Source organism: Paracoccus sp. ME4, assembly GCF_046736325.1.
GTDB lineage: Bacteria > Pseudomonadota > Alphaproteobacteria > Rhodobacterales > Rhodobacteraceae > Paracoccus.
Genome location: NZ_CP151276.1, coordinates 1,042,668 through 1,059,337, shown reverse-complemented (window position 1 = coordinate 1,059,337; position 16,670 = coordinate 1,042,668). Strand labels below are relative to the sequence as shown.

The 16,670-nt window shown below is 71.7% G+C and carries 14 protein-coding genes; 2 read left to right on the top strand and 12 right to left on the bottom strand.

Features of this window, described 5'->3' with window-relative positions; genetic code table 11:
• The first annotated feature begins 3 nt into the window (after positions 1-3).
• On the top strand, positions 4-834 hold the full coding sequence (locus AACG61_RS05375) for a RibD family protein (protein WP_411838973.1): 831 nt from the start codon (positions 4-6) through the stop codon (positions 832-834).
• On the opposite strand, the gene AACG61_RS05370 is transcribed toward AACG61_RS05375, so the two are convergent.
• Positions 818-1,963 (bottom strand): CaiB/BaiF CoA transferase family protein, encoded by a 1,146-nt coding sequence (locus AACG61_RS05370; protein WP_411838972.1) that lies wholly within the window; start codon positions 1,961-1,963, stop codon positions 818-820. The genes AACG61_RS05375 and AACG61_RS05370 overlap by 17 nt on opposite strands.
• Positions 1,956-3,164 (bottom strand): acyl-CoA dehydrogenase, encoded by a 1,209-nt coding sequence (locus AACG61_RS05365; RefSeq protein WP_349374682.1) that lies wholly within the window; start codon positions 3,162-3,164, stop codon positions 1,956-1,958. The genes AACG61_RS05370 and AACG61_RS05365 overlap by 8 nt, the downstream gene beginning before the upstream one ends.
• A 105-nt stretch (positions 3,165-3,269) precedes the next feature.
• Between AACG61_RS05365 and AACG61_RS05360 the strand changes: the two genes are divergently transcribed.
• The gene (locus AACG61_RS05360; RefSeq protein WP_411838971.1) at positions 3,270-4,157 is read left to right on the top strand and encodes a LysR substrate-binding domain-containing protein; all 888 of its coding nucleotides are present in this window, start codon (positions 3,270-3,272) and stop codon (positions 4,155-4,157) included.
• A 3-nt stretch (positions 4,158-4,160) separates the two neighbouring features.
• Here the strand turns inward: AACG61_RS05360 and AACG61_RS05355 are convergent, their stop codons facing one another.
• From AACG61_RS05355 to AACG61_RS05310, 10 genes are all read right to left on the bottom strand, one after another.
• Positions 4,161-6,794, bottom strand: a complete 2,634-nt coding sequence (locus AACG61_RS05355) for an AAA family ATPase (protein WP_411838970.1) — start codon at positions 6,792-6,794, stop codon at positions 4,161-4,163.
• Positions 6,791-7,903, bottom strand: coding sequence for a metallophosphoesterase family protein (locus AACG61_RS05350; RefSeq protein WP_411838969.1), 1,113 nt, complete (start codon positions 7,901-7,903; stop codon positions 6,791-6,793). Before AACG61_RS05350 ends, AACG61_RS05355 begins: the two co-directional genes overlap by 4 nt.
• A 78-nt stretch (positions 7,904-7,981) precedes the next feature.
• Positions 7,982-8,419, bottom strand: coding sequence for a DUF2141 domain-containing protein (locus AACG61_RS05345; protein WP_411838968.1), 438 nt, complete (start codon positions 8,417-8,419; stop codon positions 7,982-7,984).
• A gap of 126 nt (positions 8,420-8,545) precedes the next feature.
• A complete protein-coding gene (locus AACG61_RS05340; RefSeq protein ID WP_411838967.1) occupies positions 8,546-8,869 on the bottom strand; it encodes a 2Fe-2S iron-sulfur cluster-binding protein in 324 nt (107 codons plus the stop codon).
• Positions 8,870-8,971: 102 nt separating this feature from the next.
• Positions 8,972-10,396 (bottom strand): Do family serine endopeptidase, encoded by a 1,425-nt coding sequence (locus AACG61_RS05335; RefSeq protein WP_411839467.1) that lies wholly within the window; start codon positions 10,394-10,396, stop codon positions 8,972-8,974.
• A gap of 356 nt (positions 10,397-10,752) precedes the next feature.
• Positions 10,753-11,964 (bottom strand): protease modulator HflC, encoded by a 1,212-nt coding sequence (gene hflC / locus AACG61_RS05330; protein ID WP_411838966.1) that lies wholly within the window; start codon positions 11,962-11,964, stop codon positions 10,753-10,755.
• Entirely contained in the window at positions 11,964-13,244 is a 1,281-nt protein-coding gene (gene hflK, locus AACG61_RS05325) for an FtsH protease activity modulator HflK (RefSeq protein ID WP_411838965.1), read from the bottom strand. Before hflK ends, hflC begins: the two co-directional genes overlap by 1 nt.
• Before the next feature lie 115 nt (positions 13,245-13,359).
• On the bottom strand, positions 13,360-14,739 hold the full coding sequence (gene gorA, locus AACG61_RS05320; protein WP_411838964.1) for a glutathione-disulfide reductase: 1,380 nt from the start codon (positions 14,737-14,739) through the stop codon (positions 13,360-13,362).
• A 1-nt stretch (position 14,740) separates the two neighbouring features.
• On the bottom strand, positions 14,741-15,493 hold the full coding sequence (gene rpiA, locus AACG61_RS05315) for a ribose-5-phosphate isomerase RpiA (protein WP_411838963.1): 753 nt from the start codon (positions 15,491-15,493) through the stop codon (positions 14,741-14,743).
• A 68-nt stretch (positions 15,494-15,561) separates the two neighbouring features.
• Complete coding sequence (locus AACG61_RS05310; RefSeq protein WP_411838962.1) at positions 15,562-16,668, bottom strand: ATP-binding protein; 1,107 nt, start codon at positions 16,666-16,668, stop codon at positions 15,562-15,564.
• Between the last annotated feature and the right edge of the window lie 2 nt (positions 16,669-16,670).

Genomic DNA, 16,670 nt, shown 5'->3' with positions numbered 1-16,670 from the left:
CCCATGCACGCCGTCGATGTCACCCCTCGGGTCTGGGAGCGGCTTCTGTCCGTCCGGTCGGGCCAGGCCTGCGCCTGCTGCGGGCGCTTCACCCCCGGCGAACGGGCAGCGCTGGATCTCTATGCGCCGGTCGCGCGGCGCGATCTGGGGCCGGTCACCATCGCCCAGATCGGCCAGTCGCTGGACGGGCGCGTGGCTACCGCCACGGGCGATGCCCGCGACGTGTCGGGCCCCGAGGGTCTGGCCCATCTGCACCGCCTGCGCGCGCTGGTCGACGGGGTGGTGATTGGGGTCAAAACGGCGCTGCACGACCAGCCGCGCCTGACGGTGCGCCTGTGCAGCGGCCACAACCCCGCGCGCATCGTCATCGATCCGCGCGGGCGTCTGCCCGACGATGCGCCGGTGCTGGCGGCGGACGGGGCGCGGCGGATCGTCGTGACCGGCGTCAGCCGCCCCCGCGCGCCCGGCATCGAGGTGCTGCGCCTGCCCGCCCCCGACGGCCGCCTGGACCCCGCCGCCGTGCTGGAGGGGCTGCGCGAGATGGGCCTGGGGTCGCTGCTGATCGAGGGCGGCGGCATCACCATCACCGGCTTTCTGGAGGCGGGTCTGCTGGATCGGCTTCAGGTCTCCATCGCGCCGCTGATCATCGGGTCGGGGCCGCAAGGCCTGACCAGCCTGTCGCCGGTGGACAAGCTGAAGGACGCGCTGCGCCCCGAGACGCGGGTCTTCGGTCTGGGCAGCGACATCATCTTCGACTGCGCGATGGGCGATCTGGCGGCGCGGGCGGTGCTGCCTCTGCACGAGGCGCCGCCGTTGGTCACCGCCGCCAGCTGAAGCTGCCCTCGCCCAGGGCCGGCGCCGCGCCTTGGGCGACCGTTGGGCTGCGGGACAGGGTGATCGGCGTGCGCAGCCCGGCGATGCCTTCGGGCGCCACGACCATGCCGCGCGCCTGCACCTGTGGGTCCGACAGCGCCTCGGAGACGCGGTTGATCGGCCCGGCGGGCACCCCGGCGGCGGTCAACGCCGCGATCAGGTCGGCGCGGGCATGCTTGGCGGTGGCTTCCGCCAGCGTCGCGCACAGCGCCTCGCGACCCGCCACCCGCTGGGCATTAGTGGCCAGCGTCGGATCCTCCGCCAGCGCGGGCAGATTCAGCGCCAGGCACAGCGCGCGAAACTGACGGTCATTTCCGCAGGCGATGATCAGATGCCCGTCGCGGGCCGGAAAGACCTGATAGGGCACGATGTTCGGATGCGCATTGCCCAACCGCGCGGGCTCCACACCGCCCAGCAGGTGGTTCGCGGCCTGATTGGCCAGCACCCCCACCGCGCAATCGAACAGCGCCAGATCGACCTGCTGCCCTTGCCCCGAGCGCGCCCGTTCGGCCAGCGCCGCCTGGATGCCGATGACGCCATAGAGGCCGGTGAAGATGTCGATCCAGGCCACGCCGACCTTCTGCGGATCGCCTGCCGGATCGCCGGTCAGATCCATGATGCCGCCCATGCCCTGGATCATGAAGTCGTATCCCGGCTGGCTGGCCCGCGGCCCGGTCTGCCCGAAGCCCGTGACCGAGGCATAGACCAGCCCTGGATTGCGCGCCGAAAGCGTCGCGTAGTCCAGCCCGAACCGCGCCAGGCCGCCCGCCTTGAAATTCTCGATCACCACATCCGCGCCGTCGATCAGCGCCCGCAGGCGGTCCAGGTCGCCCGCGTCGTTGAAGTCGCAGGTGACGCTGGTCTTGCCGCGATTGGTGGCGTGGAAATAGGCGGCGACCGTCTCCAACGTGCCGTCGGCGCGGGGGCGGTCGATGAAGGGCGGGCCCCAACGGCGGGTGTCGTCGCCTTCAGGGGCCTCGACCTTGATGACCTCGGCGCCCAGATCGGCCAAGGTCTGGCCGATCCAGGGACCGGCCAGGATGCGCGCCAGCTCGACGACGCGCAGGCCGGAGAGCGGGCCTTCAGGCAAAGGCCTGCAGCCCCGTCTGCGCCCGGCCCAGGATCAGGGCGTGGACGTCATGCGTGCCCTCATAGGTGTTCACCGTCTCCAGGTTCTGGGCGTGGCGCATGACGTGGTATTCGGCCTGGATGCCGTTGCCGCCATGCATGTCGCGCGACATCCGCGCGATATCCAGCGCCTTGCCGCAATTGTTGCGCTTGATGATCGAGATCATCTCGGGCGCGAAGCGGCCCTGATCCATCAGGCGACCGACGCGCAAGGACGCCTGCAGGCCCAAGGCGATCTCGGTCTGCATGTCGGCCAGCTTCTTCTGGAACAGCTGCGTCGCGGCCAGGGGGCGGTTGAACTGCTTGCGGTCCATGCCATAGCGATGCGCGCGGAACCAGCAATCCTCGGCCGCCCCCATCACGCCCCAGCTGATGCCGTAACGCGCGCGGTTCAGACAGCCGAAGGGGCCGGACATCCCGCTGACATTGGGCAGCAGCGCGTCCTCGGACACCTCCACATTCTCCATGACGATCTCACCGGTGATGGATGCGCGCAAGCTCAGCTTGCCGCCGATCTTCGGCGCCGACAGCCCCTTCATGCCCTTCTCCAGGACAAAGCCGCGGATCTTGCCGCCATGCGCCTCGGACTTGGCCCAGACCACGAACACATCCGCGATCGGGCTGTTCGAGATCCACATCTTGGACCCGTTCAGCACATAGCCGCCCTCGGTCTTGGTCGCGCGGGTCTTCATGCCGGCGGGGTCGGAGCCTGCATCCGGTTCGGTCAGGCCGAAGCAGCCGATCCATTCGCCCGATGCCAGCTTCGGCAGGTATTTCATCCGCTGCTCCTCCGACCCGTAGGCATGGATCGGGAACATCACCAGGCTCGACTGCACCGACATCATGGACCGATAGCCGCTGTCGATCCGCTCGACCTCGCGCGCGACCAGGCCGTAGGCGACATAGCCCGCGCCGACCCCGCCATATTCCTCGGGGATGGTCACGCCCAGCAACCCGCTGGCGCCCATCTCACGGAAGATCTCGGGGTCGGTCTGTTCGGACAGATAGGCGTCGGTGACGCGCGGGGCCAGCTTGTCGGCGGCAAAGGAGGCGGCGGTGTCGCGGATCATCCGCTCATCCTCCTCCAGCTGGTCGTCCAGCAGGAAGGGGTCCTCCCAGGCAAAGGCCGTGCCCTTGTGATCGACGGTGGTCTTGTCCAGCATGGCATCATTCCTGCATCGGGTGACTGTTGCGGACAGCCTATCCCAACGCAGACGGCATGAAAAACGCTGTTTCCTCATGCGTTCATGCATTCTATGAATGATCCCATGCGCCAACGCCGGTTCCTGCCCAGCCTGTCCCAACTGATCGCCTTCGAGGCGGTGATGCGCCACGCCTCGGTCACCGCCGCCGCGGACGAGCTGCACCTGACCCAAAGCACCGTCAGCCGCCTGATCGCCGCGCTGGAGCGGCAGCTGGGCAAGGCGCTGTTCATCCGCGACCGCAAGCGCCTGATCCCCACGCCCGAAGCGGTGACCTATGCGTCCTCCATCACGCAGGGTCTGGACCTGATCCAGCGCGCCAGCATGGGGCTGATCGCCAATCCGGGCGGGGGGGTGCTGTCGCTGTCGGTCCTGCCCACCTTTGCCACGCGCTGGCTGGCGCCCCGGATCGGGCAGTTCCTGTCGGACAATCCCGGCATCTCGATCAACCTCTCGACCAAGATCCAGCGCTTCAGCTTTGCCGGAGAAGCCTTTGATGCGGTGATCTTTTTCGGCCAGCCCGACTGGCCGGACGCGCATCACCTGCGGCTGTTCGACGAGCGGCTGACGGCCTGCGCCTCGGCCGATTTCCTGGCCCGCCACCCGGTCGCCTCGCCCGCAGACATGGCCGGCCTGCCCATGCTGCAGCTGGAGACGCGGCCCTCGGGCTGGGCGGCCTGGTTCGCGGCCCAGGGCGGCACGCCGCCCGCGGTGTCGGGCATGGTGATGGACCAGTTCTCGATGATGATCCAGGCGGCCATCGTGGGGCTGGGGGTGGCGCTGCTGCCCAGCTATCTGGCCCAGCCCGAGATCGACGAGGGCCGCCTGCATCCCATCCTGCGCGCCGGCGTGCCGGGCGAAGGCGCCTATTGGCTGGCCTGGCCCGACCGGCGGCAGGACGATCCGGCCTTCGCGCGCTTTCGCGCCTGGATCGCCGCTCAGGTCGCGCCCTGAGGCTCAGACGGGCTCGATCCGCATCCGTGCCCGATGCCCGCCCAGAGAGGCGAAGGCCCGCTGGCGGCAGGTCAGGACCAGCACCTGCTGATCGGCGGCGATGCGGTGCAGGGCGGTGAACATCGCCTCGATCCGCTCGTCATCGGTATGTACCAGCGCATCGTCCAGGATCACCGGCACCGCCCGGCCCGCCTGCGCGAACAGCCGCGCAAAGGCCAGCCGCGTCAGGATCGCCACCTGCTCGCGCGTGCCGCCCGACAGGATGTCCAGCGACTCGGCCTGACCGTCGCGCGTCAGCGCCTGCGGCAGCAGCGTGCCGTCGTCGACCTGCAGGCCCGCGCCCGGATGCAGAATCGACAGCAGGGGCTGCAGCTCGCGCAGGACCGGGCGGAAGTATGCGTCCCGCTGACGGGTCCGCGCCTGCTCCAGCGCGTCGCGCAGCCGGGTCAGCGCGGCCACCTCCGCCTCATAGCGCGCGGCGCGGGCCTCGGTGGCGGCGCGCTGACCGGCCAGATCCTCCAGTGTCTCCTCCAGCCCCTCCTCGGCCAAGGTGGCGATGCGGCTGTCCAGACCCGCGCGCTCCTGCGACAGATCGCCCTGCTCCTTGCGGGCCTGCTCGACCACGCTGGTGGCGCGGGTCAGGGCGGCGCGGGCGGTCTCCAGGTCGGGGGCGGTCTCGGCCAGGCGACGATGCGCCGCCTCGGCCCCGGTCAGGCGGGCCTCCTGCGCGGGGCGCTCGGCGCTCAGCGCCGCCAGACGCGCGGCCAGCGCCTCGGGCGCGCCGGCCTGCGCCTCGGCCGCCTCCAGCGTGCGGGCGGCGGCACGACGCTCGGCCTCGGCAACAGCGCTGGCCGCTTCGGCTTGGGCGGCGGCCTGCCCGGCCACCGTCGCGCGGGCCTGCGCCTCGGCCTCGACCGCCTCGGCCCGGTCCAGTTCCGGCTCCAGCAGGGCGGGGTCCTCGGCCTCGGACGGGGCGTCGCCCGCCTCGGCCTCGGCGCGTGCCAAAGCGTCGCGCAGCGCCTCCAGCCCCTCGGGCGCCAGATCGGCCAGCGCCTGCGCGCCCTGCCGCAGCGCCTCGTCCAGCCGGTCGGCCCGCTGCAGCAGGCCCCGCGCCACCGTCAGCTCCGCCGCACCGCAGGCGGCCAGCGCCTGATCCAGCGCCCGCCGCGCCGCCGCCATCTCGGCCGCCAGCGCCCCGCCCTGCCCCGTGCCCGGATCGATGACCAGCGCCCCGAAGCCCGGCAGGGTCAGCCGCAGCCGTTCCAGCACCGTCCGCGCGCCGGGCGGCAACGCGGTTCCATCGGGCAGCAGCGCAGGCGGGCCATCAGGTTCAACCTCGATGCTGACCGCCTGCGCCTCGGCCCGCGCGGTCAGGCGATCCAGCGCGGTCTGGGCACGCTCCGCCTCGGCCAGCGCCTTGGGCGTCACCGACAGCTGCCCCCGCTGCACGCGGTCAGTGCGCAGCCGCGCCTCGACCTCCAGCGCGCGGTCCAGCGTGCGGGCCAGGTCCGCTGCCCGCTGCCGCGCGCCGCGCGCCAGACGCGCCCGCTGCGCCGCGGCCATCCGCTCGCGCAGGCCGCGCAGCGCCTGACCCGCGGCCAGGACCGCCGCCCCCGCCTCCGCGTCGCGCGCGGCCAGAAGCGCGGCTCGGTCGCGGGCAGCCTCGGCCGCCGCCGTGGCCGTGGCCAGCCCCGCGCGCGCCTGCTGGGTCCGCTCCGACAGCTGGCGGGCATCCTGCCATTCACGCGTCGCGGCCTGCAGCGCCATCCGCGCGACCTCGCAGTCGCGCGCCGCATGGGTCAGCCGGTCGGCATGGGCCAGGGCCGCGTCATGCGCCTGTCGCGCCCAATCCAGCGCGGCGGTCCGCGCGGCCACCGCATCGGGCGCGCCAAGCGCCGCCAGCGCCGACAGCACCTGCGCCCGCCGGGCCAGATCGCCGCTCAGCCGCTGCGCGCGCTCGCGCAGCGCGGTCTCCTGATCGGCCAGGGCCCTCGCCTCGTCCACGGCGCGCTTCCATTCACCGCCCGCGCGCGGGCGCCCCGTATCGGTGGCCAGCCGCGCGATCTCGGTGCGGACCTGGTCCAGCACGGCGTCCATGCGCCGCCCCCCGGTCATCATCTCGATCTCTCCGGCGACCGAGGACAGCAGGTCGCGCCGCGCCGCAAGGCCATCCTCGCGCTGACGGCGCTGATCGGCACCCGCCCCCTCCGGCTCCAGCCCCAGAACGCCCTGCCGCACCCAGAGGAGGCCCGACGGCCCCGACAGCCCGCCCGCCATCAGCCGGTCGATCCAGGCCTCGGCCTCGTCCTCCTGCGCGATCAGTCGGCCCTGGCCGTCCGTCACGCTGGCCTGCGGGCGCGACAGGAACCGCTTGCGCAGCAGGAAATCGCCCTGCGGCAACTCGATCCCGACCGCGATCTCGGGCGCGCCGCCCGCATGGGGTTGCAGCGCGCGGACCGGCGCGCGGCTGCTGCGGTGGCGTTCGAAGAACAGCGCGTGCAACGCGTCGAAGAAGGTGGACTTGCCGCTCTCGTTCGGCTCGCATAGCACCGTCACCCCGTCGCCCAGCCCCTCCAGCACGGCGCGCTGCCCGGCAAAGCGGCGGATGTTGGTCAGCTCGATCCGGCGCAGCCTCATGCCCGGACCTCCTGCGCCAGCGCATAGAGCCGCGACAGCGCGGCGGCGGCGATGTCGCGGTCGGACTGCGCCAGGCGCGGGTCCTGCGTCTCGGCCATCAGCGCCTCGGCGGCTTCGCGCAGCGCGCCCGCGCGGTCGATCAGGTCCAGATCGTCGGGCCGCGCCTCGACCTCCAGCGCGGACAGGTCCGCCGCGAACCAGCCGTGATCGGGCGCGACCGCGGCCAGCGCCGCCTCCAGCGCGGCGCGTTCGGCCAAGGTCACGCGGCCCCGCGCGGTCAGGCTGACCAGGTGGTCACGCGCCCGGGCGTCGGGCAGAACCCGCGCCAGCGTGGCGTCGATGTCCTCTCCGGGCAGCAGGTCCAGCTGCGGGCTCAGCCAGCGGAACCGGCCCACCGGCACGGGGCGCACCTCCGCCTCGCCCGCCAGGGTGACCAGCAGCGCGCCGGCCGGGCCGTCATGCTTGAAGCTGTCGGCCTCGGGCACGCCCGAATACCAGGTGCGCGCCCCGATGCGGCGCTGGCCATGCCAGTCCCCCAGGGCCAGATAGTCCAGACCCGAGCGCTGCGCGCGGTCGGGCGGGATGATGCCGCTGCGCCCCTCGCCCTCGTCGAAATCGGTGACGGGACCGTGGCCCAGCCCGATGCGGCGCGCGCCTTCGGGCGTCGGGGCGTCCATCGCCTGCGTCAGGTCGCGCCCGGCGCGGCGCTGCGTGCAGGGCGCGGGCAGCAGCCAGACGTCCGGCGCCAGCGCGCGCGGCGCATCGTTCAGCACGGGAACCAGGTTCCCGGGGCCATCGCTGCCGATCCGCCGCCACAGCTCGGAGGCGGCCAGGCTGTCATGGTTCCCGGGCAGCATGATCCAGGTGATGTCACCCTCCTCCGCCATGGCGCGCAGGGCCTGGCGCAGCGTCTCGGGCGCGGGGGTCTCGGCGTCGAAGCTGTCGCCGGCCAGTAGGACCACCGTCGCACCCCCCTCGCGCGCGGCCTGCGCCAGCCCGGCGATGGCGGCGTGGCGCGCCTCACGCAGGCGGTTGCGGATCGCTTCGGGATAGCCGCCGAAGGGCTTGCCCAGATGCAGGTCGGAGGAATGCAGGAAGCGGAATGTCATGAACGAAAGGCCCTTGCGATGAATTCGCGGCCCCGTTCCGGAACGATCGGTCCGGGGCGCGCGCGCCCCCCGATCCTGTCACGGCACTAACGTGATCCGCAAGCGCAGCGGCTCGGCCCCGAGGTCGAAGGCGGCCTCCTCGAAGCGGGGCGCGCGCAGGCGCGGCGCCTCGACGACCGAGATGCCCCACCGCTCGGTCGGCATGCCCAGGGCGTTGGTGTCCAGACGGCCGTTGCCGTTTGCGTCGTGCATGACCGCCACGGCGTAGCGGCCCGGCGGCACGCCGGTGAAGCGGCACAGGCCCTGCCCATCGGCGGGCGTCACGGCGTCATGGGCGACACCCGCGCCCTGCGGAAAGGACGCCGCGTCCGCATGCAGGGCGCAGGCGACGCGGCCGTCATCTCCAGTCAGGCCCGGCACGATCACCTCGATCGCGGTGGCAGGGGGTTCCTGCGCCCGAAGCGGGACGCTCAGCGCCAGAACCGCCATCGCACTCCACCAGGGAAATCGCCGCATGCCCGTCTCCATCCGTCGCTGCGCAGACCGGACCATGAAACGGGACGCGGAACAAGCCGCCCCGACCGCCCAGGGCAGCGGTTCAACCGAAGTTGAGCCGCGCGTGAGCGACGGGCCGCCGGCCGGTCAGATCTGGCGTTCGGGCAGTTGGACGACCAGACCGTCAAGCGCCTCGGTCACCTTGAGCTGACAGGTCAGGCGCGAGCGTTCCGGATCGGGCTTCCAAGCGAAGTCCAGCATGTCCTGCTCCATCGGATCGACGGGGGGCAGCTTCTCGACCCATTCCGGCGCGACATAGACATGGCAGGTCGAACAGGCGCAGGCGCCGCCGCAATCGGCGTCGATGCCGGGCACGCCATTGTCGCGCGCACCCTCCATCACGGTCATGCCGGGACGGACCTCGACCTCGTGGCGGGTGCCGTTGTGTTCGATATAGGTAATCTTCGCCATCTGCTCGTTCCCTTGTGCTGGACCCGAGTTAGGGGATCGGCACCGATTTGAAAAGGGGCGGCCCCGAAGGACCGCCCCCTGTCCGCGGACGGGCCGCAGCGCTTACTCGGCCAGTTCGGCCTCGCCCAGGGGCAGCGCCACGAACAGCGGCTCTCCGCCGCGCCGGATCAGCATCAGCACCGACTGGCGGCCGGCCTCGCGGGCCTCGTCGATGCGGGCGGTCAGGTCGGCCAGGCTGGTCACGGTCTGCTGGTTGACATCGGTGATGATGTCGCCCGCGGCCAGGCCCTTCTCGGCCGCAGGACCCTCGGCATCGACGCCGGTGATGACCAGACCGGTCGCGTCGCGCGGCGCGCCCAGCTCGGCCGCCATCTCGGGCGTCAGCACGGTGACGGACATGCCCAGAACGTCGCTCTCGGTCGGCTCGTCGGGCGTCGCCTCGGTGCCGCCGCCCTGCGCCGTCTCGCGGCGGCCCAGGGTCACGTCCAGCGTCAGCTCGTCGCCGTCGCGCATGACCACGACCTGCGCGGTCTCGCCCGCGGGGGCCTCGGCCACGCGGCGCACCAGCCCGCGGGTATCCTCGACCGGAGTTCCGGCAAAGCTGGTGATCACGTCGCCGGTCTGCAGTCCGGCATCGCGGGCCGGGCCTTCGGGCACGTCGGTGACCATCGCGCCGCCCTCGACCGACAGGCCCATGGCCTCGGACATCTCGGGCGTCACATCCTGGATCATCACGCCCAGCCAGCCGCGCCGCGTCTCACCGAATTCCTGAAGCTGGTCAACAACTTGCGAGACGACGTTCGACGCCATCGAGAAGCCGATGCCGATCGAGCCGCCGTTCGGCGACAGGATCGCCGTGTTCACGCCGATGACCTCGCCCTGCAGGTTGAACAGCGGGCCGCCCGAGTTGCCGCGGTTGATCGCCGCGTCGGTCTGCAGATAGTCGTCATAGGTGCCCGACAGCTCGCGGTTGCGCGCCGAGACGATGCCCGAACTGGCCGAGAAGCCCTGCCCCAACGGGTTGCCCAAGGCCAAGACCCAGTCCCCCACCCGCGCCGTGTCGCTGTTGCCGAACTGCACGAAGGGGATCGCCTCGTCGCTCTCGACCTTCAGCAGGGCCACGTCGGTATTGGGGTCGGTGCCCACCACCTCGGCGGGCAGGGTGTCGCCCGAGTAGAACTCGACCTCGATCTGGTCGGCGCCCTCGATGACGTGGTTGTTCGTCACGATGAACCCGTCGGCTGAGATCACGAAGCCCGAGCCGAGCGCGTTCGAGCGCTGCTGCGGTGCGGGGCCGGGCATGCCTTCGGGCGCCCCGGGGCCGCCGGGTCCGCCCGGCATGCCGGGAAAGCCGAACTCGCGGAACAGGTCCGAGAAGGGGCTGCCCTCGGGGAAGGCCGGCCCGCCGGTGGGCTGGGACACGACCGAGGTGGTCGTGATGTTCACGACCGCGGGCGACACCTTCTGGGCCAGATCGGCGAAGCTGCCGGGCATGACCTGCGAGGGGGCCTGCGCCGCCTGGTCCATGCCCAGGGGCTGGTTGGCGTCGGCTGCATCCTGCGCCTCCTGCGCGACCTCGGGGGGCAGGTCGTCATTGGCGGGCTGGGTGACCTGCTGCGCGCCGGCCGCGCCCAGACCCACGGCAAGCGCCAGCGCCGAGGCGGTCAGGATGGGCCGAGGGAAAAGCGGTTTCATGCGTGATGTCCTCATCTCTCGATGGCGGCGCCCTGGCAGGGATGCCCCGCGTCGCCTCATGGATATGACTGCAATCTAGTGTCGCGTTGCAAATAAACCACGCTCTCGCGTCGTGAACTGATCGTGATTTTCGTTGCAGCCCCGGTCACGAAAACGGGCGGAGGTCGCCCCCCCCGCCCGTTCTCGCGTCAGTTCGCCGGTGCCTGGGCCGGATCCTGAGCCGGTTCCTCGGCCGGAGCGGGCTGCTCCGCCGGGGCGGGCTCCTCCGCGGGGGCCTCTCCCTCGATCACGGCCTCGGGGGCGACGATCTCGGATTCCTCCTGCGGCGGTGTGGCCAGGTTCTCGGGCACCGGGGTCAGCTCGATCCCCGCGGATTCACCCAGACGGTTGCCGTCGCGGTCGGTGACCTCGGGGGTGACCAGGGCCTCGCCCTCCTCCTGGGCGGCGGGATCGGCGTTCAGGCCAAGCCGTTCGGCCGAATTGCCCGGCGGCACCGGCGTCGAGGCCGGGTTCGCGTTCTGCGATCCGTCATTCGACAGATAGGTGAAGAACTCGCTGTCGGGCTGCATGACCATCGAGCTGTTCTGCCCCTGCAGCGCCCGCTCGTAGGAGGTCAGCGAGCGGGTGAAGGCAAAGAACTCGGGGTCGCGGCCATAGGCGTCGGCATAGATCGCGTTGCGCTGCGCATCGGCCTCGCCCCGGATGATCTCCGACCGGCGGGTCGCCTCGGAGGTCAGCTCGACCACGGTCCGGTCGGCGGCGGCGCGGACGCGCTGCGCGGCCTCGTTGCCGCGTGCGACCTCGTCGGCGGCCTCGCGGGCGCGCTCGGCCCGCATCCGGGCATAGGTCGCGTTCAGGTTCTGCTCGGGCAGGTCGGTGCGGGTCAGGCGCACGTCGATGATCTCGATGCCCAGGCCCTGCGAATTGGACCGCGCCTCGTCGCGGATCTGGTTCATCAGGTTCGTGCGGTCATCCGACAGGACCGAAGTCGAGGGCACCGTGCCCAGGATGTCGCGGATCGCGTTGATGACGATCGGCTCCAGCCGCTGCTGCGCGCCCTGCACGCCCTGGATGCCCACCGCCTGCCGGAAGCGCACCGGATCAGTGATGCGCCAGCGCGCGAAGGCATCGACCACCAGGCGGCGGTCGTCCAGGGGCGTGACCTCCAGCGGGCTGGTCGGCAGGCCCAGGATGCGCCCGTCATAGCGCACGACATTGTCGATGAAGGGCAGCTTGAAGTTCAGGCCAGGCGTGTCCTGCACGTCCACGACCCGGCCCAGACGCAGCACCAGCGCCTTCTCCCGCTCATCCACGATGAACAGCGAGGATGCGGCCAGCACGGCCACGACCACGAGGCCCGGAACGGCCAGCGCCGTCAGGATGTTCTTGCGCGCGGCCATCAGTTCGTCCCTCCGCCGGTCATGGTGGTCCCTGCGGCGCCGGTCTGGCCGCCGCCCTGCGGCTGCGAGGATTGCGACGTGCCGGCCTGCGGGGCCGCGCCCTGCTGGCCGGTGCCGCGCAGCTGGTCCAGCGGCAGATAGGGGACGACCCCCGATCCGCCCTCGCCGCCGATGCCCTCGCCGATGATGATCTTGTTCACGCGGCCCAGGACCTGCTCCATCGTCTCCAGATACATCCGGCGGCGGGTCACGTCGGGGGCGTTCACGTATTCCTCGTAGATCGAGTTGAAGCGCGCGGCCTCACCGGCGGCGGTGTTCACCGCCTCCGCGCGATAGGCCTCGGCCTGCTCCAGGATCTGCGCGGCCTGACCGCGGGCGGCGGCCAGTTCGCGGTTGGCATAGGCGTCGGCCTCGCTCTGCAGGCGGTCGCGCTCCTGCTGGGCGGCCTGCACCTCGCGGAAGGCGTCGATGACCTCCTCGGGCGGGTCGGCGCGGTCCAGGTTGACGCGGATCACGTTGATGCCCGACTGATAGCTGTCCAGCGTGCTCTGGATCGCGGCCTGCAGGTCGGTGCCGATCACGCCGCGGTCGCGGTTCAGGATCGGGGCCAGCTCGCTCCTCGCGATGATGTCGCGCATCGCAGCCTCCGAGACGGCGCGGATCGTGTCGGCCGGATCGGCCAGGTTGAACAGGTACATCTGCGGATCGCGGATGTTCCAGACCACCTGGTATTCCATGTTCACGATGTTCTGGTCGCGCGTCAGCATCAGACCGCTGTCCATCGGCCCGGCCTGGCCGGTGCCGATCTCGGTCACGCGTTCGTTGGTGACGGGCACGACCTCGGCGGTGACGAAGGGCCAGGGGGCGAAGTTCAGACCCTCGGTGCCCACGGCCACGGCGCGGCCGAACAGGAACTCGACCGACTGCTCGTTGGTCTGCACGCGGTAGAAGCTGGCGAAGGCCCACAGGCCCACCGCCGCCAGACCCGCGATCATCAGGGTCGAGCGGTTCAGCCCGAAATTCGGCCCGAGCGGCGGCCGACCGCCCGTCCCCGGCCCGCCCGGACCGCCGCGCCCGCCCATCAGGACGCGCAAGCGCTCCTGGCCCTTCTTCATCAGATCCTCGATCTCGGGGCGCTGCGGATCGCCGTTCGGGCGGCGCGGGCCGCCGGGGGGCGGCTGCTCTCCCCAGGGGCGGCCGGCAGGCTTCTTGTCACGATCCCCGTCATCCCGGCCGCCGTTTCCGCCGCCGCCTCCGCCCCAGGGGCCCTGATTTGCCATCCGCTCGACCTTCTTTCGTAAGAATTTCCGTTGGTTGAAAACTGGTGCGCGGGGCCGAAATGTCAACCCTGCACCCCCACCGTGGGCGCGACGCAAGGCCGCGCCCACGGCATTGTCAGACGGCCACGCCGTCGTGGCGCCGCGCGGGCTGGCGCATTGTCACCAGTTCTTCGGCAGCGGTCGGGTGGACGGCCACGGTCGCGTCGAACTGCGCCTTGGTCGCGCCCATGGCGATGGCGATGGCGGCCAACTGGATCATCTCGCCCGCCTCGGGGCCGAAGATGTGGCAGCCCAGCACGCGGTCGTCGGCCGGATCGACCAGCAGCTTCATCATCACCTTGGCGTCGCTGCCCGCGAACATCGACCGCATGGGCCGGAAGGTCGTGGCAAAGACGTCGACCGGGCCGCGGGCGCGGGCCTCCTCCTCGGTCAGGCCGATGCTGGCCAGCTCGTGCGGGCGCAGATAGACGGCGCTGGCGACCAGCCCGTGATCGACCGTCCGGGGCCGCGCACCGAAGACCGTGTCGGCAAAGGCATGCCCCTCGCGGATCGCGACCGGGGTCAGGTTGACGCGGTCGGTCACGTCGCCCACGGCGAAGATCGATGGCACGCAGGTCTGCGACCAGTCGTCGACCTCGATCGCGCCGTTGGGTTTCGTACGGACCTCGGTCGTCTCCAGGCCCAGACCCTTCGTGTAGGGATCGCGCCCGGTCGCCATCAGCACCGCGTCGAAGCGGTCCTCGGACGCGTCGTCGAAGCGCACGCGGATGCGGTCGCCGTCCCGTTCCAGCGCCGCGGGCGTCAGGCCCAGGCGCAGATCGACTCCCACCGCGCCCAGCTGCAGCGTCGCCAGGTCGCGCGCCTCGCGGTCGAAGCCGCGCAGCACCGCGTCGCCGCGATAGGCCTGCACCGTGTCGACGCCCAGCCCCGCCAGGATCGTCGCGAATTCGCAGGCGATGAAGCCCCCGCCCACCAGCAGCACCCGCCCCGGCAGGCGCTCCATCAGGAACAGGTCGTCCGACACCATCGCCAGCTCCTCTCCGGGGATGCCGATGGGGGCGGGGCGGCCGCCGGTCGCGATCAGGATGTGGCGCGCGGTCTTGGTGGTGCCATCGGCCAGCCGGACCCGGTGATGGCCGTCCAGCATGGCGCGCTGGTCGTGGATCTCGACGCCCGCGCGGGTCAGGCCGGCGCGATAGATCAGCTCCAGCCGGGTCAGCTCGGCATCCAGCTTCTCGCGGAACACCTCCCAGTCGAAGGCGCCGGCCTGCGCGTCGCACCAGCCGTATCCGCGCATCTCGTCGGCCATCAGCCCGGCCTGCGAGGCGAAGATCATCAGCTTCTTGGGCACGCAGCCGCGGATGACGCAGGTGCCGCCCATGCGGCTCTCCTCGGCAAGGCCCACCTTGGCGCCATGCTCGCCGGCCGCGATCCGCGCCGCGCGGACGCCGCCCGAACCGCCGCCGATCACGAACAGGTCATAGTCGAATTCCACGTCAGTCCCCTTCCTGCGCCAGCATGTCGGCATCGATGTCGTCGCGCGCCAGCTCGACCACGCTGCCATCCTCGCGGCCGATGATGGCCAGGTCGCACATGCCCAGGAACAGCCCGTGCTCGACCACGCCCGGAATGCCGGACAGGGCGCGGGCCAGCGCCGCGGGGTCGGGGATCTGCTCCAGGTGCAGATCCAGGATCAGGTTGCCCTCATCGGTGATGACGGGATCGCTGCCCTTCAGGCGCTGCAGCACGTCGCGCTCGCCCAGATCCAGCGCCACCAGCGCGCGGCGGATCAGGGTGCGGGTGGTCTCGAAGCCGAACTCCAGCACCTCGACCGGCAGGGGAAAGGCGCCCAGCACCTCGACCACCTTGCCCGGATCGGCGATCACCACCATGCGGTCGCTGGCGGCGGCCACGATCTTCTCGCGCAGATGCGCGGCGCCGCCGCCCTTGATCAGGTGCAGATGCGGGTCGACCTCGTCGGCGCCGTCGATGGTCATGTCCAGCCAGCCGATGCCGTCCAGGCTCTCGATGCGCAGGCCCAGGCTCTGGGCGAGGTCGGCGGTGGCCTTGGAGGTGGCGGCGCAGCGCAGCTGCAGCCCCTCGGCCGCGACCCGCTCGGCCAGCACCCGCACCATCACGCTGGCGGTCGATCCGGTGCCCAGGCCCAGCCTCATGCCGTCCTCGACCAGCGCGACCGCGGCCTTGGCGGCGGCCAACTTGGCCGGATCGACCTGCGGTGATTGCGACATGACGATGTTCCCCTGACTGTCCGTTCGCCCGCTTATAGGCCATGCGGCGACCAAGGGCGAGAGGGCCCTCAGCCGCGCCCCGTCCCCTCGGGCAGGATCACGGTGAAGCGGCTGCCCTGCCCGACCCGGCTCTCGATCCGCAGCCGGCCGCGATGGCGGTTGACGATGTGCTTGACGATGGCAAGGCCCAGCCCGGTGCCGCCCTGCGCGCGCGAGCGGTGCGTGTCCACGCGATAGAACCGTTCGGTCAGGCGCGGCAGGTGCTGCTCCTCGATGCCCTCGCCGCGATCCTCGATGGCCACGGCCCAGGCCGGACCGCGCAGCAGCGGCTCGTGCGGGATGCGCGTCAGCGTGACGCGCAGCACGCCCCCCGACCCGCCGTATTTCAGCGCGTTCTCGATCAGGTTCTGAAAGACCTGCGTCAGCTGGTCGCCGTCACCGCGCAGGCGCAGATCGACCTCCAGCCCCTCGGTCGCGACGGTGACGCCCGCGGCCTCGGCACGCGGCGCCAGCATCGCCAGCGTGCCGCGCAGCAGCCCCGGCAGATCGACGCGCCCCGACGGGCGCGTGCGCTCATCGGCCTGCACCCGGCTCAGCGACAGCAACTCGCTGATCAGGCGATTCATGCGCCCCGCCTCGCGCTCCATGATGTCCAGAAAGCGGTCGCGCGCGCGGGCGTCGTCGCGGGCCGGGCCGCGCAGCGTCTCGATGAAGCCGGTCAGCGCGGTCAGCGGCGTTTTCAGCTCGTGGCTGACATTGGCCACGAAGTCGCGGCGCATCTGCTCGGCCTCCTCGGCCACGCTGCGGTCCAGGACGGCGATGGTCGCGCCGCGACCCAGAGGCGCGGGCAAGGGCGCCACGGTCACCTCGGCCAGGATCTCGCGCCCGTCAGCCGCGCAGGTCGCGCGCAGCGTCGCCACCCCGTCGGGCGGTTGGGGCAGCGCCGGATCGGGCGCGGGCGCGGTCGTTCCCTCGGGGTCCAGCACCCAGTCCACGGCCTGCACGATGGCCGGATGGCGCAGGACGGTCACGAAGGGACGCCCCGTCAGGTCGGGACCGAACAGCGCCAGCGCCAGCGGGTTCGCGGCGATCACGCGGGCGGCGCGGTCCACCGCCAGCATCGGCACCGGAATGCCGTCCAGAAATCCCTCGACCCGGCGCTGGCCCGCGCTCATCG